Origin of the sequence: Pseudomonas putida (assembly GCF_009883635.2) — a bacterium.
GTDB lineage: Bacteria > Pseudomonadota > Gammaproteobacteria > Pseudomonadales > Pseudomonadaceae > Aquipseudomonas > Aquipseudomonas putida_W.
In genome coordinates, this window is record NZ_CP026115.2 from 5,407,559 (window position 1) to 5,422,154 (window position 14,596).

Consider the following 14,596-nt stretch of genomic DNA (forward strand, 5'->3'; position numbering starts at 1 on the left):
ATGCTGCAGGTCAGCCTTGAGCGGCAGAGGCATCAGTGTCAGCAGCCGAAGCAATCGCTTGGGCACGGCTGACCCGGAGCGGTTCGATGCGTTGCTGCGTGGCAAGGGCTCGCCGGTCTGAGCGCACACGCCTGAACGCCGCAATCAGTGTTCGCCCATGATTTCCCGCGCCAGGGTCAGGCGGCGCGTGTGGAAGTCGTACTCATAGAGTTCGGCATAGCGCCCCCACTCGATGGCCACCTTGAGCACACGCTCGGCTTCCTCGGCGTCCATGTACTCCGTCAGGCGGTCGAGCACGGTCTTTTCCAGCAGGCCGGCGGGCTCCAGCTGGAGGCTGTCGAGGATGTAGCTGATCAGCGACACGCGCCCCTTGCACTGGCGCGCGAACAGGTCTTGGCGCCGCGCCTGGCGGGCCGTCACGTAGTTGCGGCCCTGGCGTGTGAGGCGGATGTCGCCCTCGATCACCTGGGCAAAGCCAAGCAGGCCGAGGGCCTCGTAGATCGGGAACAGCACCTCGTCGGGCAACGCGGTTTCCTCGGCCAGGTGCGGCAGGTCGGCTTCGCCGTTGAAGGGCTCGCCAGCGATGAGCTCGAGCACGCTCTCCATCCGCGCGATATCGGCATCGGGCAGCCGGTAGCCCAGCTCCACGGCCGGTGGCGCACCGGCGGCGGCGATGGCTTCGGGGCCCCGGGTCATGAGCGCGTAAACGTCGTCGATCAGCGCGCGGACTTCCGCTGAGTCGGCATTGCGCGGGCGCGGCAGGTCGATGTGCAGTTCCGAGCGCACCCGGCCCGGGTCGCTGGAGAGGATGAGGATGCGGTCGGCCATCATCACCGTCTCCTCGATGTTGTGCGACACCACCAGGATGCTGCGGGTAGTGATGCGGCGTTCTTCCCAGAGTTCGAGCATGTCGTCGCGCAGGGTTTCGCCGGTGAGCACGTCGAGCGCCGAAAAGGCCTCGTCCATCAGCAATACCTCAGGGTTCATCACCAGGGCGCGGGCGATGCCCACGCGCTGGCGCATGCCGCCGGAGAGTTCGCGCGGCAGGGCGCCACCGAAACCGGACAGGCCGATCAGCTCCAGCGCCGTGTCGGCCAGGCGCTGGCGCTCGGCCGGGTTCATGCCCTGGGCCTCCAGGCCTAGCTCGACGTTCTGCTGCACGGTCAGCCACGGGAACAGTGCAAACGACTGGAAGACCATGGCCACGCCGCCTACCGGGCCGTGGATCGGCTGGCCGCGGTAGGTGACGGTGCCGCGGTCGGCGCCAACCAGGCCGGCGATGATCCGCAACAGGGTCGACTTGCCCGAACCGGAGCGCCCGAGCAGGGCGACGATTTCACGCTCGCGCAGGTTCAGGTCGACCCCTTCGAGGACGGTGCGCGGGGTGCCGTCGGAAGCCTGGAAGGCCTTGCTCACGCTCTTGAGTTCGATCAGCGATGGTTTCATGGCAAGTCCTCAGCGAAGGTTTTCGGCAAGCAGGTACAGGCGGCGCCAGAACACGCGGTTTACCAGCATCACGTAGATGCACATCACGCCGATCCCTAAGGCGATGCGGTGGAAATCACCGGCGTCGGTCATCTGCTTGATGTAGCTGCCCAGGCCGTCGGCCACCAGCGAGGTGTCGCCCCAGCTGACGTACTCGGCGACGATGCTGGCGTTCCACGAGCCGCCGCTGGCGGTGACGGCGCCGGTGATGAAGCTGGGGAACACCGCCGGCAGGTATACGCGTTTCCATTTCAGCCAGCCGCGCAGGCCGAGGTTGTCGGCGGCCAGGCGCAGTTCGTAGGGAATGGTCGCGGCGCCCGCAACCACGTTGAACAGGATGTACCACTGGGTGCCGAAGACCATCAGCGGGCTGAGCCAGATGTTCGGGCTGAGCTGGAAGTGCACCAGCACCAGGACCACCAGCGGGAACAGCAGGTTGACCGGGAAGGCGGCGAGGAACTGCGCCAGCGCCTGGACCTTCTGCGAATAGCGGGGCCGCAGGCCAATCCAGATCGACAGCGGCACCCACACCAGCGAGGCGAGGGCGATCAGCAGCATCACCCGGCACAGGGTGATCAAGCCCAGCCCGAGCACGTGCAGGGCCTCGCCCCAGCCGACGTCCTGGTGCACGAACAGTCCCAGGCGGATGAAGGCGAAGGCGCAAGCCAACGGCAGGGCCGCGTCCCAGGCGCGTGACCACCAGGTGGGCAGGCGCAGCCAATGGCGCCGCGCCACGGTGCCGTCATGGCGTTGGGCAAACCAGCCCATGGCGCTTTGGAACCCCTTCGCCAACAACGCGCTGAAGCCGCTCAGCCAACTGCTGTGGCGGCCCCAGTCGAGCAGCCAGGAGCGCTGCGCGGTGTCGCCCTGGGTGTCTTCGAAGCGGAAACGGTCGGCCCAGGCCAGCAACGGACGGAAGAACAGCTGGTCGTAGAGCACGATGCCGGTGAGCATCGCGGCGATGGCCCAGCCGATCGCGCCGAGGTTGCGTTGGTCGATGGCCACGGCGATATAGGAGCCGATCCCGGGCAGCTTGATATCCTGCCCGGCCACCGAGATGGCCTCGGCGGCAACCAGGAAGAACCAGCCGCCAGACATCGACATCATCATGTTCCACAGCAGGCCAGGCATGGCGAACGGCAGTTCCAGGCGCCAGAATCGCTGCCAGGCCGAGAGGCGGAAGATCCGTGCGGCCTCGTTCAGTTCTGGCGGTACGGTGCGGAACGACTGGTACAGGCTCAGCGCCATGTTCCACGCCTGGGAGGTGAAGATGGCAAAGATCGCCGCGCATTCCACACCCAGCAGATTGCCCGGGAAGAGTGCGATGAAGGGCGCGATGGCAATGGCCTGGAAGCCCAGGATGGGCACCGACTGCAGCACGTCCAGCAGCGGGATCATGGCCTTCTCGGCGGCACGGTACTTGGCCGCCAGCGCGGCGAAAAGGAAGGCGAACAGCAGCGAGAAGCCCAGCGCGGTGAACATCCGCAGCATGGTGCGCAGCAGGTAGTAGGGCAGGTAGGCCGGGTCGAGAGAGATCGACAATGCCTCGCCGACCACGAACGGCCGGCTCATCTGCATGGCGCCATAGGCGGCGAGCACCAGCAATACCAGCACCAGCGGCAGGAGGATCCAGTCCCAGCGATTGGGCACGGCGTTACGCAGGCCTGACGACGGGGTGAACAGGCGGGCCATGATCAGATCTCTATCGTCAGGGGCTGGGAAGGGCAGCTGTCGCCACGTGAGCCAGTATGGTTCAGTTGGCTGACAGGGCAAAGGCAGTGCCAGTCGCAAGCAACTGGCTAGAGGGCGGCAAATGCCTGAGAGACATTAAGATTTGTTTAATCGCCACTGACGGAGAGGGACGTGACGAGGCATGCGCTCAATGCGGCATGGGGAGGGTGTGTAGCTGGACCAGCAACTGCGTAGACGATCAATCCCGCCGTCATGAAAAGGAATTCACGAAAATGATCAGACTTTTCTTGATGAAATATCGCAGACGCAGCGTTGATCGAGCCTGTCGGTGCTCAGGCGATTGCCTGGGCCGCCGGTGTGTCTGAATCGTTCTGTACAACTGCCGCTTCAGTTTCAAGCTTCAGCCGGTCGGCCTTGCTGATGTACTTGGGCTTGTTGCTCTTGGGCGCCAGCTTGGCATTGGCCTTTTTCTGGTGGGCCTTGAGCAGCTGTTTGAGTTTCTTCTGGCGGTTCATTGTCCATCTCTGATGTGCAGCGTAGGTCGCGCATTGTACCTTGGGGATTTCATTCTGCGGGCCCGGCCTGCAGCCTCTCTCTGAATTCACCTGACACTCGAGCGCAATCGCAACATCTGGCTGATCTAGGCCGCGCAGACGGCCCGGAATTCGACAGCGTATCCGTGGCCGACAGAAGCCGGTGACCGTGAAGAGGCTGAAAGGATTGATGAATTCAGTTCCGTTGATACGTGAGAATTGGCCAATAATTGTATTTTATGGAATGAATAAACTGGGAGGCCATCAACAGGAGCCTCTCAATGTCTGCTTACGAATCAGCCGCACAGGTTGCTTCCACTTCCAGAAACGCAGGAATCAGCATCGCGATCCTGGCTTTTTCCGCCTTTCTCATCGTCACCACCGAGTTCCTGATCGTCGGGCTGCTTCCCGCGCTGGCTCGAGACCTGAACATTTCGATTGCCGCTGCCGGGCAACTGGTGACGCTGTTTGCCTTCACCGTGATGGTTTTCGGTCCGCCCCTGACGGCGGCGCTGTCGCATCTGGAGCGGAAAAAACTGTTCATCGGGATCTTGCTGCTGTTCGCCGCAGCCAACGCCGTTGCGGCCGCTTCGAGCAACATCTGGTTGCTCGGCGTGGCCCGCGTGGTGCCTGCCTTGGCCTTGCCGGTGTTCTGGGGCACGGCCAGCGAGACCGCCGGGCAACTGGCCGGGCCGCAGCGGGCGGGCCAGGCTATTTCAAGGGTCTACCTGGGGATCTCGGCGGCCATGCTGCTGGGTATTCCGCTAGGTACTGTGGCGGCCAATGCGATCGGCTGGAGAGGGGCTTTCTGGCTGCTTGCCGGGCTGTCGTTGATCATGGCTGTGGCCATGTGGGTCTACATGCCGAGCGTGGCGCGCACGGCCAAGGTGGATTTCCTCAAGCAGGCACGGATTTTCAGGGAGCCATGCTTCCTGGCCAATGTGCTGCTTTCGGTGGTGGTGTTCAGTGCCATGTTCATCGCCTACACCTACCTGGCCGACATCCTCGAGCGTGTCGCGGGGGTGGCACCTGCCAATGTTGGCTGGTGGATGATGGGCTTTGGCGCGATTGGCCTGGTGGGTAACTGGATTGGCGGCAGGGCCGTCGACCATTCGCCGATCAAAGCCACCATCGGCTTTCTCGCGCTGCTTGCTCTGGGCATGGGGGCGGCCGTTCCGCTGGCTCAAGGTGGCTGGCTGTTCTGTGTAGCGCTTGGGCTGTGGGGCATCGCCAATACAGCGCTTTACCCGATCAGCCAGGTGCGGGTCATGCGTTCGGTTACCCACGCACAGGCGCTGGCGGGCACCAGCAATGTTTCGGCAGCCAATGCCGGCATTGGCGCTGGCGCCATCATCGGCGGCATGACCGTGTCTAACCTGGGCATCGGCTACCTCGGCTATGTGGCCGCTGCCGTTGCGGTGCTCGCGCTGCTCCTGGCGTTGGCCGTTCGCAACCTCGCGCCTGAGCGTTAGGGCAGGGCAGTCAGCTGTCGCCGGGCCGGCTGCCATGGGGCGCCAACCGTGGCAGCAGGTAGTCCAGCAGGGCGCGGACCTTGGGCTGGTTCTCGCGGCTTTTCAGCCAGACCAGGTTCATGGGCAGGCCGTCCGTTGCCAGCTCAGGCAGCACCTCGACCAGTGTGCCCTGGTCGATGTGCTGCTGGGTCAGCCAAGTCGGTAACTGGCCGATGCCATGCCCAGCGAGCACGGCGGCCACTTCGCCCTCGCCATCGCCGACAGCGATGCGCGCCTGCGGCGTACGCCGCTCCATTTCTCCCGGCTGGCGGCCTTTGAAGAACCATGGGCTGACTTGACCATCGCCGTGCCCATAACCGACACAGTGATGCTGATCGAGATCACGCTCGCTTTGCGGGACGCCGTGCTGGGCAAGGTAGGTGGGTGAGGCACAGAAGATCAGGCGCTGGGCGCCGAAATACTGGTGGCCCAGGCTGGTTGGCCAGGCATCAGGGCCGCCGATGCGCACGACGATGTCGATGCCTTCGTGCTGCGGGTCGATAAAGCGGTCGGTAAACGAGATGTGCGGTTGCAGCAGCGGATGCTGGTGGATGAAATCCAGGATCAGCGGCAGCACATGCAACCGGCCGTACGAGGCCGGCAGGTCTATTCGCACCTTGCCGTGGGGCTCGTCGCCCTCGGCGCTGAGGGCATGCTCAACCTGCTCCAGGTCGGCCAGTACCGAGGTACAGGTGCGGTAGAAGGTGATACCCGCCTCGCTCAGCGCCAAGGTGCGGGTGGTGCGGTTGAACAGCCTTACTCCAAGGCGTTCCTCGAGGCGCGCCACACTCTTGCTCACTGCAGATCCTGTGAGGTTCAGCCGTTCGGCTGCGGCAGTGAAACTGCCCAGGTCCGCGACGGCGACGAACACGTCGAGACCCTTCAGCCGTTCAGATGAAAACATTCGTTACTCCCTTTTAGCGCCATTGGAACAGGAATTGCTCGCAATGCTGAAAAGCTGACCAGACAGGGGATACGCCAATGCTCGTGGAGGATCACTACTTCATGTTCCTCGTTGTGGCGATCGTGCTGGCCGTGGATGTGGTGGCGGTCACCCTGTATTGGCGCAGCAAACCCTGAACCCACCCCCGGGGGCAGAATACCCCTAGTCGGGGCTTTTGCGATGGATCATCGACTGGCACCGCTTCCAAACCCCAGGTGATGTCGGTAGCCTCAGGAGACCTTGACCGATAGAAAATCCATTCCCATGCCTGCTGGTTTCCCCGGGTTGCCGTCACTCAATGCGCTGCGTGTGTTCGAAGTGGTGGCGCGTCAGTTGAATTTTCGCCTCGCCGCCGAGGAGCTGGGCGTGACCCAGGCGGCGGTCGCCCAGCAGGTGCGCGGGTTGGAGGCCAGCCTGCAGGTGCGCCTGTTCGAGCGCCTGCCACGGGGTGTTGGCCTGACCGATGCCGGGCGTGGCTATGCGGCGAGTATCCGCATCGCCCTGGGGATGATCGATGAAGCCACCCAGCTGCTGCGCCCGGCACCGTCCCAGCTCACGGTCAGCGTGACGCCTACTTTTGCCTCGAAGTGGCTGATTCCAAGGCTCGGCCATTTCGCTGAGGCCCACCCTGACATCGACCTGCGCCTGCTGGCCACCGACCGGCTCTCGCATTTCCATACCGATGGCGTCGACATCGCCGTGCGCTACGGTCAGCCGCCGTTCGGGGGCGGGCTGAACGTCGAGCTGCTGATGGAGCAACGGATCGTCGCGGTGGCGAGCCCGGCGTTGTTGTCTGAAATGGGCAAGCCAGAGAGCTTTGCGGCCTTGCAACGCTATGTCGCCTTGCACGACGGGCACAATTTCTGGCCGCAATACACGGCTGCCTTCTTCCCTGAACATTCGAAGCCGACGGCGAAGAGTGTGCGTTTCAACCAGACATCGCTGGCCATCGACGCCGCCATTGGCGGGCAGGGCATTACCCTTGCCAGCTACGCCTTCGTCAAGGTCGACATCGCTGCCGGCAGGCTCGAGCAGGTCTTTCCCCAGCAGCTGAGGCTGGACAAGGCGTTCTACCTGGTATGGCCACGCAAGGCGCAGGAGGCAGCAGCGCTAGGCCTTGTCAGGGAGTGGCTCAATAGCCAGGTAGGCGATAGTTAATCTACTGGCTTGGCCAACTTTGCCTGCCTCCCTCGATCAGCTGCCGGCTGCTAGTGTGATGAAACTTGCAACAGCACGGTTCCATTACCCAAGGAGGCAACATGTCTGTAGAAAAAGTGGCAATCATCACCGCCGGTGGCAGCGGCATGGGGGCTGCAGCGGCACGTCGGCTGGCCGCTGACGGTTTCAAGGTCGCCATCCTGTCCTCTTCAGGCAAGGGCGAGGCGCTGGCCGCCGAACTGGGCGGCATCGGCGTCACCGGCAGCAACCAGTCGGTCGAGGACCTGCAGCGCCTGGTGGATGCTGTGGTGGAGCAATGGGGCCGCATCGACGTGCTGGTCAACAGCGCCGGCCACGGCCCTCGCGCGCCAATCCTGGAGATCAGCGACGAAGACTGGCACAAGGGCATGGATACCTACCTGCTCAATGTCATCCGCCCGACACGGCTGGTGACGCCTTACATGCAAAAGCAGAAGGGCGGGGTGATCATCAACATCTCTACCGCCTGGGCGTTCGAGCCTGTTGACTTGTTCCCCACATCGGCCGTGTTCCGTTCGGGTCTGGCGGCCTTTACCAAGATCTTCGCCGACCAGTTCGCTGGCGATAACGTGCGTATCAATAATGTGCTCCCCGGCTGGATCGACAGCCTGCCGGCCACCGAGCAGCGCCGCGACAGCGTGCCACTCAAGCGCTACGGCACCAGCGAGGAGATCGCCGCCACCATTGCCTTCCTGGCCAGCGATGGTGCTGCCTACATTACTGGGCAGAACATCAAGGTCGATGGTGGCGTGACGCGTAGCGTCTGAGCAGTTTCGAGGGGGGAGGCCGGTAGGTGTTCGCCTTGAAGTTTTTGCCGCCTGTGAGATCGAGCGCCGCCCGCGCGGCGCATCGCGAGCTCTGCTCGCTCCTACGTTTGTTTCGGGCCAGTTATTCCTGTGGGATTTGCGCGCGAACGCCTTGGCGCCTGGCGGAATATCGCGTCGTACGAAAAGGCGGTCGCGCGCGCCTGCCACAGGCGTTACTGGCCCGAAACAAACGTAGGAGCGAGCAGAGCTCGCGATGCGCCGCGCGGGCGGCGCTCCATCTCACAGGCGCCGCATCCCTTCCGACCTATCTTGAGGCCCAAATGCCAATTTTACGTTTTGCGACAAATTTTTTACATTTGTCGTTATAACGTTACGCTGCTCGTCGCCGGTGGCCGTCAGCTCCTTCGGCTCAAGACTTGCGTAGCCTGGTATTTCCTGGAGTCTTAATGAGAGTCGATCTAGACACTGAGGCCGTCGACCTCGATGGTTACCCCCGTTTTCAGCATGCGCTGATCCATACCCGCAAGTTGAGGCAGCTGATGTACCTGTCGCTGGCGGTTGCTGTGCTGCTGGCGCTACTGCAAGGGCTGATCGGGATATTCAGCCCTGACTCCTACTGGCTGGTCCTGCTCGCCGTCAACGGCGCCGCTCTGCTTCTGTTGGCAGGCGCTGCACAGTCGGCCTGGCAGGTGGCCAGCTGGCGTGCGACTGCCATGGGCCACATGCCCGTCCCGCTGCTGTTCTCTCGCGCTGGCGAAGAAACCGTCGAGCCTGAGTCGCTCAGCCGTTTCGATCGCTGGTGCCGGCAGGTCGCCGATGCCTGCCGACGGCAATGGCGCAGGCTTGGCGCAGAAACGCCATGGCTCATTGGCCTGGCGTGCCTGGCACTGCTGCTGGTCAAGGGGGCCTGGCGCTTCGACCTGCCGACACCGTCGGTGGCAGGGCAGGTGACGTGGGTTGCCATCGGCCTGTTGGCCGTTTTTGCGTTTTGCCTGGTCGTGCTCGAGCGCCACCTGATGGCTGAAAGCGAGGCGACCTGGCCCGAGGCTGCGGCGCTTGCCGCCACCTTGCGGCTGGTCATTGCCGTGCAGGTGCTGACCATTGCCTGCCTGGCCTGTATCGACGGCGAGCGCCTGTGGCCGGCCCGCCTGGCGGTGCTGATCGGCCTGTTGCCTGGCCTGGCAGCGCTCGAATTGCTGACCCGGGCGGTGCTGGCGATGTTCCGCCCCTCGCGCCTAGGTGAAGAGCCGGCACTGGTGGCGCGTAGCCTGGCGGGCGACTTTCTGCAGTGGCCACCCCGGCCATTGGCCGTGCTGCAAGATGAACTGCATGAACGCCTGGGCATCGATCTGCGCCAGGTATGGGCGTTCGCCTTCATGCGGCGGGCGTTCCTGCCGGTGGCGGCGCTGGTGGCGCTGGTCGGTTGGCTGCTGACCGGCATCGTCGAGGTGCCGACCAACAATCGTGGCGTCTACGAGCGCTTTGGCAACCCCGTGGCGGTGTACCCGCCGGGCCTGCATGTCGGCTTGCCCTGGCCCTTTGGCAAAGTGCTGACAGTGGACAACAGCATCATCCATGAAATGGCGACGACCACGGCCGAGGGTGTCAGCGAACCGCTGGCGGCTGCCGACGGTGCTCCGCCGACCACCGCCAACCGGCTGTGGGACGCCACTCACCTGAGCGAGAACTCGCAGGTGATTGCCGGTGCCGATGGCGGGCGTCAGGGGTTCCAGATCGTCAACATGGACGTTCGCTTCATCTACCGCATCGGCCTGAGCGACGCGGCCGCCCTGGCGGCGGCGTATCACACGGCCAACGTCGAGCAACTGCTGCGCAGCATTGCCAATCGGGTGCTGGTCCACGACTTCGCCGGTCGCTCGCTGGATGGTCTGCTGGGCGCCGAGCGTGCCGAGCTCGGCCGTGACATCGGCCGTGCAGTGCAGGCGGACCTCGACCGCATGGATACCGGGGTAGAGCTGCTGGCGACCTCGGTGGAGGCCATCCACCCGCCCGCCGGCGCGGCCAATGCCTACCATGCCGTGCAGGCCGCGCAGATCACCGCCCAAGCGCTGGTCGCCCGTGACCGTGGGCAGGCCGCGCAGAAGCTTGACGAAGCCCGCCAGAGCGCCACGTCGTTGACCGACAAGGCCACGGCCGGCGCCCATGAAACCCAGACCAAGGCCGACACCGCCGCGCTGCGCTTCGATGCCGAGCACACCGCCTGGCTGCACGCCGGCCAGGCGTTCATCCTCGAACAGTACCTGGAGCGTCTGTCCCAAGGGATGGCGCAGGCGAGCAGCCTAATCATCGACCACCGGCTGGCGGCAAACCAGGCGCCGACCCTGGACCTGCGCAGCTTTGCCGCGCCTATCGACCCTTCACAATCGAAACCCGCATCCGGCCGTATCCAGGAGCGTAACCCGTGAGTTCCCATACCGCACATGGTCATGACCACGACCACGACCACGACCACAATCATGATCACGATCATGCCGATAATCACGGCCGTGCCCGACCCGCCTGGCTGCGTGTCGGGGTAGCGCTGCTGCTGGTCCTGATCATGGCCGCGACGGCCTGCCTCGTGCAGGTTCGTGTCGGCGAAGCAACCGTCATCACACGTTTCGGCAACCCGTCGCGGGTGCTGATCGAACCTGGGCTCAACTGGCGCTGGCCCGTGCCGTTCGAGGCCGCGGTACCGGTCGACCTGCGCTTGCGCACCACCTCAAGCGGGCTGCAGGATGTCGGCACGCGGGATGGCCTGCGCATCATCGTGCAGGCCTATGTCGCCTGGCAGGTGGCGGCCGATCCGCAGAGCATCCAGTTGTTCATGCGCGCGGTGCAGAATCAGCCCGACGAGGCGGCGCGGCAGATTCGCACCCTGGTAGGTTCGGCCCTGGAAACCACGGCCAGCGGTTTCGAACTGGCCGACCTGGTCAACGTCGATGCCAGCCGGGTGCGCATCGACGGCTTCGAGCAACGCTTGCGCGAGCAGATCGAGCAGCAACTGATCAACAGTTATGGGGTGCGGGTGGTGCAAGTGGGTATCGAGCGTCTGACCTTGCCCAAGGTCACCCTCGAAGCCACCGTTGACCGCATGCGCGCCGAACGCGAGACCATCGCCACCGAGCGCACGGCCGAAGGCAAGCGCAAGGCGGCCGAGATCCAGTCGGCCGCCGAGCGTGATGCCCGTATCCTGCAGGCCGATGCCAGCGTGAAGGCCGCGCAGATCCAGGCGCAATCCCAGGTGCAGGCGGCGGACATCTACGGCAAGGCCTATGCCGGTGCGCCGCAGCTGTACACCTTGCTGCGCTCGCTCGACACCCTTGGCTCGGTCATCAACCCCGGCACCAAGCTGGTGTTGCGCACCGACGCGGCGCCGTTCCGCGCCCTGGTAGAGGGGCCTGTGCTGCCAGCGGGGGCTGACCATGGCCAGCCGTGAGCCGTTGTCGGCCATGCTGCCCGCCGGCCCCTGGCTACAATCGGGGCGCATCGGCTTCCTGGCGTTGTACGTGGTGGTGGTGCTGGCGGCGGTGGGCTGGCTGTTTGGCAATGTGCGCCAGATAGGCCCGGAAAACCGTGCGGTGGTCTTGCGCCTGGGGGCCGAGGAGCGCATCCAGAATGCCGGCCTGTTGCTGGCCTGGCCTGAGCCCTTCGAGCAAGTGGTGATGTTGCCCTCGGCGGCGCGGGTCACCGAACGCCGGGTGGAGTTGCTGCTGCGCTCGGCGCTTGCGCAGAAATCCGACAAGGACGGCACCCTGGCCAGCGATGCCACTGCAGGTTCCGGCTATCTGCTGACCGGCGACGCCGGGGCCGTGCAGCTGGACGTGCGGGTGTTCTACACGGTGAGCGACCCCTACGCCTATGCGCGCCAGGGGCAACATGTGCAACCCGCGCTGGACCGCCTGGTGGAACGTAACGCCGTACAGATCTGCGCCTCGCGCGACATGGATGCCATCCTGGTCGCGCGCCCGGAGCTGGTCGGCGGCGATGCCCGTCTGGCCGATCAACGCGAGCGGCTGCGCGGTGACCTGCAGCAAGGCATCAATGGCAGCCTGGCTCGGCTGCAGTTGGCCGGCGCCAGCCTGGGCATCGAGGTGGTGCGGGTCGACATCCAGTCTTCGCTGCCATGGTCGGCGGTCAGCGCGTTCAACGCGGTGCTCACTGCCAGCCAGCAGGCCGAGCAGGCGGTCGCCAAGGCCCGTAATGATGCTGCGCGCCAATTGCAGCAGGCCACCCAGGCCGCCGACCGCACCGTGCAAGTGGCCCAGGCCGAAGCCAGCGAGCGCTTGTCCCGCGCCCAGGCCGCCACCGCGACGATCGTCGGCCTGACCCAGCAGCAGGATCCGCAGTTGCTGCTGCGCCTCTACCGTGAGCGGGTGCCGGCTATCCTGGCGCGTGCCGGGTCGGTCACCACCGTCAACAAAGATGACGCCGGGCACATGATCCTGCAGGGCCCTGCGCAATGACTACGATGCCTTTTTCCCAGTTCTGGAGCTGCTCGCGATGAGTACTCATCACTGTCATGGTCACGGGCACCATCACCATGCCCACACCCACCTCACGTCCGGCTTGCTATCGCAGGCCGAGCAACGCACTGCCGCACGCCAGCTGACCCTGGCGATGCTGGCCCTGGGGTTGCTGGCGCTGGGGCTGGCCTGGCGCTGGCTGGCGCCGACCCAAGAGGGCGTCAGCCAACTGCTGCTGGGCGCTGCCTCGCTGCTGGTGGCGGTGCCGGTACTGCGCTCGGCCTGGTTCAGCCTGCTGCACCCCAGCCTGCACGGCATTACCGATCAGCTGATCGCCCTGGCCATGCTGGGCGCCTGGGCAACCGGCGACCTGGCCACTGCGGCACTGCTGCCGATCATCATGATCTTCGGGCACATGCTCGAAGAGCGCAGCGTGCTGGGCTCGCAAGAGGCCATTGCCGCGCTGGGGCAGTTGACCCGCAGCCATGCGCGGCTGATCGATGCCGATGGCCAGGTGCGCGAGGTCGACAATGCCAGCCTCAAACCAGGTGACCAGGTCGAGGTACGTGCCGGTGACCGCGTGCCGGCCGACGGCCGTGTCCTGCAGGGGCAGGCCAGCCTCGATACCGCGCCGATCACCGGCGAGGCGCTGCCGCTGGAAGTGGCCAGTGGCATGGATATCCATGGAGGTTCGATCAACCTGGACGGTTTGCTGCGGGTAGAGGTCACGCGCGTCGGCGATGACTCTACCTTGGGCAAGGTCATCGCCCTGATGCAGCGCGCCGAGCAAGCCAAGCCGCCCATTACCCGGCTGCTCGAACGCCACGCCGGGCGCTACCTGGTACTGGTGTTGCTGATTGCCGCCGTGACCTGGTTCATCACCCGCGATGCCCAGGCCATGCTGGCCGTGCTGGTGGCTGCCTGCCCGTGCGCCCTGGTGCTGTCGGCGCCGGCGACTGCAGTGGCGGGGATTGCCGTCGCTGCCCGGCATGGCATCCTGATTCGCGGTTCGGCCTTCCTCGAGGAACTGGCCGACCTGTCTTCGCTGGTGATCGACAAGACGGGCACGTTGACCTATGGCGACCTGCGTCTGCGTAGCGTGGTCGGCACTGCGGCGGGCTTGCCCGAGGCCGATATCGTCAACCTTGCGGCCGGCCTCGGCGCTGCCAGCAGCCATCCGGTCAGCCGGGCCCTGGCGGCGCTGGTGCCCCATGAGCAGCATCTGGCCCTGCTGGACGTCCACGAACGCCAGGGCTTTGGTGTGGTGGCGCACACCGCCGAGGGTGAAGCGGCCCTGGGGCGCCCGGAGCTGTTCCGCCAACTGGGCCTGCAGGTGCCGCCCGTGCCCGAGCATGACGGCCCGATTGCCGGCCTGGCGCTGAACGGGCAGTTCCTCGCCTGGCTGCTGCTGGCCGACCATGTGCGGGCAGAGTCTGCCGAGGCGATGCAGCAGCTGCGCGAGCTTGGCCTGCAGCGCCAGTTGCTGCTGACCGGTGACCGCAGCCGTGTCGCCGAAGCCATTGCCGAGCAGGTCGGCATGACGCAGGTGGTGGCTGAAGCCCTGCCTGAAGACAAGATGCACCACGTCAACCAGGAGTTGCAGCTGGGCTTTCGCCCGTTGGTGGTGGGGGATGGCATCAATGATTCGCTGGCGCTGAAGGCCGGTGTGGTCGGGGTGGCCATGGGCGCCAACGGTGCCGACATTGCCCTGGCCGCAGCAGATATCGTGCTGATCAACGGCGACCTGCGGCGCCTGGCCACCTGTATCCGCCTCAGCCGCGAGTGCCGACGCACACTCCAGGTGAATGTGCTGATCGGCCTCGGTTGGACCTTGGCGATCGTGGTTGCCGCCGCATTCGGCCTGCTGGGCGCGGCGGGGGCCATGGTCGCCGCGCTGCTGCACAATCTCAGCACGCTGCTGGTGCTGACCAACGCCGGGCGCCTGTTGCGCTATGACGAACGGCTCGGGCAGAGCAATGCGGTACCGGCGCTGCAGCCCTAG

General features: G+C 65.1%; 11 protein-coding genes. 7 read left to right on the forward strand and 4 right to left on the reverse strand.

Going from position 1 to position 14,596, the window contains the following annotated elements; genetic code table 11:
* Positions 1–144: 144 nt before the first annotated feature.
* The 3 genes from C2H86_RS24590 to C2H86_RS24600 all read right to left on the reverse strand — a co-directional run bounded on the left by C2H86_RS24590 (position 145) and on the right by C2H86_RS24600 (position 3,692).
* Complete coding sequence (locus tag C2H86_RS24590) at positions 145–1,446, reverse strand: ABC transporter ATP-binding protein (protein WP_159410262.1); 1,302 nt, start codon at positions 1,444–1,446, stop codon at positions 145–147.
* Positions 1,447–1,455: 9 nt separating this feature from the next.
* Entirely contained in the window at positions 1,456–3,177 is a 1,722-nt protein-coding gene (locus C2H86_RS24595) for an ABC transporter permease (protein ID WP_159410263.1), read from the reverse strand.
* A 332-nt stretch (positions 3,178–3,509) separates the two neighbouring features.
* Positions 3,510–3,692, reverse strand: a complete 183-nt coding sequence (locus C2H86_RS24600; protein WP_159410264.1) for a DUF2986 domain-containing protein — start codon at positions 3,690–3,692, stop codon at positions 3,510–3,512.
* A gap of 299 nt (positions 3,693–3,991) precedes the next feature.
* Between C2H86_RS24600 and C2H86_RS24605 the strand changes: the two genes are divergently transcribed.
* Positions 3,992–5,182, forward strand: coding sequence for an MFS transporter (locus C2H86_RS24605; protein WP_159410265.1), 1,191 nt, complete (start codon positions 3,992–3,994; stop codon positions 5,180–5,182).
* Positions 5,183–5,192: 10 nt separating this feature from the next.
* Here the strand turns inward: C2H86_RS24605 and C2H86_RS24610 are convergent, their stop codons facing one another.
* On the reverse strand, positions 5,193–6,125 hold the full coding sequence (locus C2H86_RS24610; protein ID WP_159410266.1) for a LysR family transcriptional regulator: 933 nt from the start codon (positions 6,123–6,125) through the stop codon (positions 5,193–5,195).
* A gap of 303 nt (positions 6,126–6,428) precedes the next feature.
* On the opposite strand from C2H86_RS24610, the gene C2H86_RS24615 reads away from it, so the two are divergent.
* From C2H86_RS24615 to C2H86_RS24640, 6 genes are all read left to right on the forward strand, one after another.
* Positions 6,429–7,322: a LysR substrate-binding domain-containing protein gene (locus C2H86_RS24615; RefSeq protein WP_159410267.1), complete on the forward strand. Its 894-nt coding sequence runs from the start codon at positions 6,429–6,431 to the stop codon at positions 7,320–7,322.
* Positions 7,323–7,423: 101 nt separating this feature from the next.
* Positions 7,424–8,128 (forward strand): SDR family oxidoreductase, encoded by a 705-nt coding sequence (locus tag C2H86_RS24620; protein WP_159410268.1) that lies wholly within the window; start codon positions 7,424–7,426, stop codon positions 8,126–8,128.
* A 446-nt stretch (positions 8,129–8,574) separates the two neighbouring features.
* A complete protein-coding gene (gene hflK, locus C2H86_RS24625) occupies positions 8,575–10,554 on the forward strand; it encodes a protease modulator HflK (protein WP_159410269.1) in 1,980 nt (659 codons plus the stop codon).
* Positions 10,551–11,567: a protease modulator HflC gene (hflC, locus tag C2H86_RS24630; RefSeq protein ID WP_159410270.1), complete on the forward strand. Its 1,017-nt coding sequence runs from the start codon at positions 10,551–10,553 to the stop codon at positions 11,565–11,567. Before hflK (C2H86_RS24625) ends, hflC begins: the two co-directional genes overlap by 4 nt.
* Positions 11,554–12,594, forward strand: a complete 1,041-nt coding sequence (gene hflK, locus C2H86_RS24635; RefSeq protein WP_240349639.1) for a protease modulator HflK — start codon at positions 11,554–11,556, stop codon at positions 12,592–12,594. Before hflC ends, hflK (C2H86_RS24635) begins: the two co-directional genes overlap by 14 nt.
* Before the next feature lie 37 nt (positions 12,595–12,631).
* Complete coding sequence (locus C2H86_RS24640; RefSeq protein ID WP_159410271.1) at positions 12,632–14,596, forward strand: heavy metal translocating P-type ATPase; 1,965 nt, start codon at positions 12,632–12,634, stop codon at positions 14,594–14,596.

Bases quoted from the DNA above. Each gene is read 5' to 3' on its own strand.
- C2H86_RS24590 (WP_159410262.1), bottom strand. From the start codon at position 1,446: ATGAAACCATCGCTGATCGAACTCAAGAGCGTGAGCAAGGCCTTCCAG.
- C2H86_RS24595 (WP_159410263.1), bottom strand. From the start codon at position 3,177: ATGGCCCGCCTGTTCACCCCGTCGTCAGGCCTGCGTAACGCCGTGCCC.
- C2H86_RS24600 (WP_159410264.1), bottom strand. From the start codon at position 3,692: ATGAACCGCCAGAAGAAACTCAAACAGCTGCTCAAGGCCCACCAGAAA.
- C2H86_RS24605 (WP_159410265.1), top strand. From the start codon at position 3,992: ATGTCTGCTTACGAATCAGCCGCACAGGTTGCTTCCACTTCCAGAAAC.
- C2H86_RS24610 (WP_159410266.1), bottom strand. From the start codon at position 6,125: ATGTTTTCATCTGAACGGCTGAAGGGTCTCGACGTGTTCGTCGCCGTC.
- C2H86_RS24615 (WP_159410267.1), top strand. From the start codon at position 6,429: ATGCCTGCTGGTTTCCCCGGGTTGCCGTCACTCAATGCGCTGCGTGTG.
- C2H86_RS24620 (WP_159410268.1), top strand. From the start codon at position 7,424: ATGTCTGTAGAAAAAGTGGCAATCATCACCGCCGGTGGCAGCGGCATG.
- hflK (WP_159410269.1), top strand. From the start codon at position 8,575: ATGAGAGTCGATCTAGACACTGAGGCCGTCGACCTCGATGGTTACCCC.
- hflK (WP_240349639.1), top strand. From the start codon at position 11,554: ATGGCCAGCCGTGAGCCGTTGTCGGCCATGCTGCCCGCCGGCCCCTGG.
- C2H86_RS24640 (WP_159410271.1), top strand. From the start codon at position 12,632: ATGAGTACTCATCACTGTCATGGTCACGGGCACCATCACCATGCCCAC.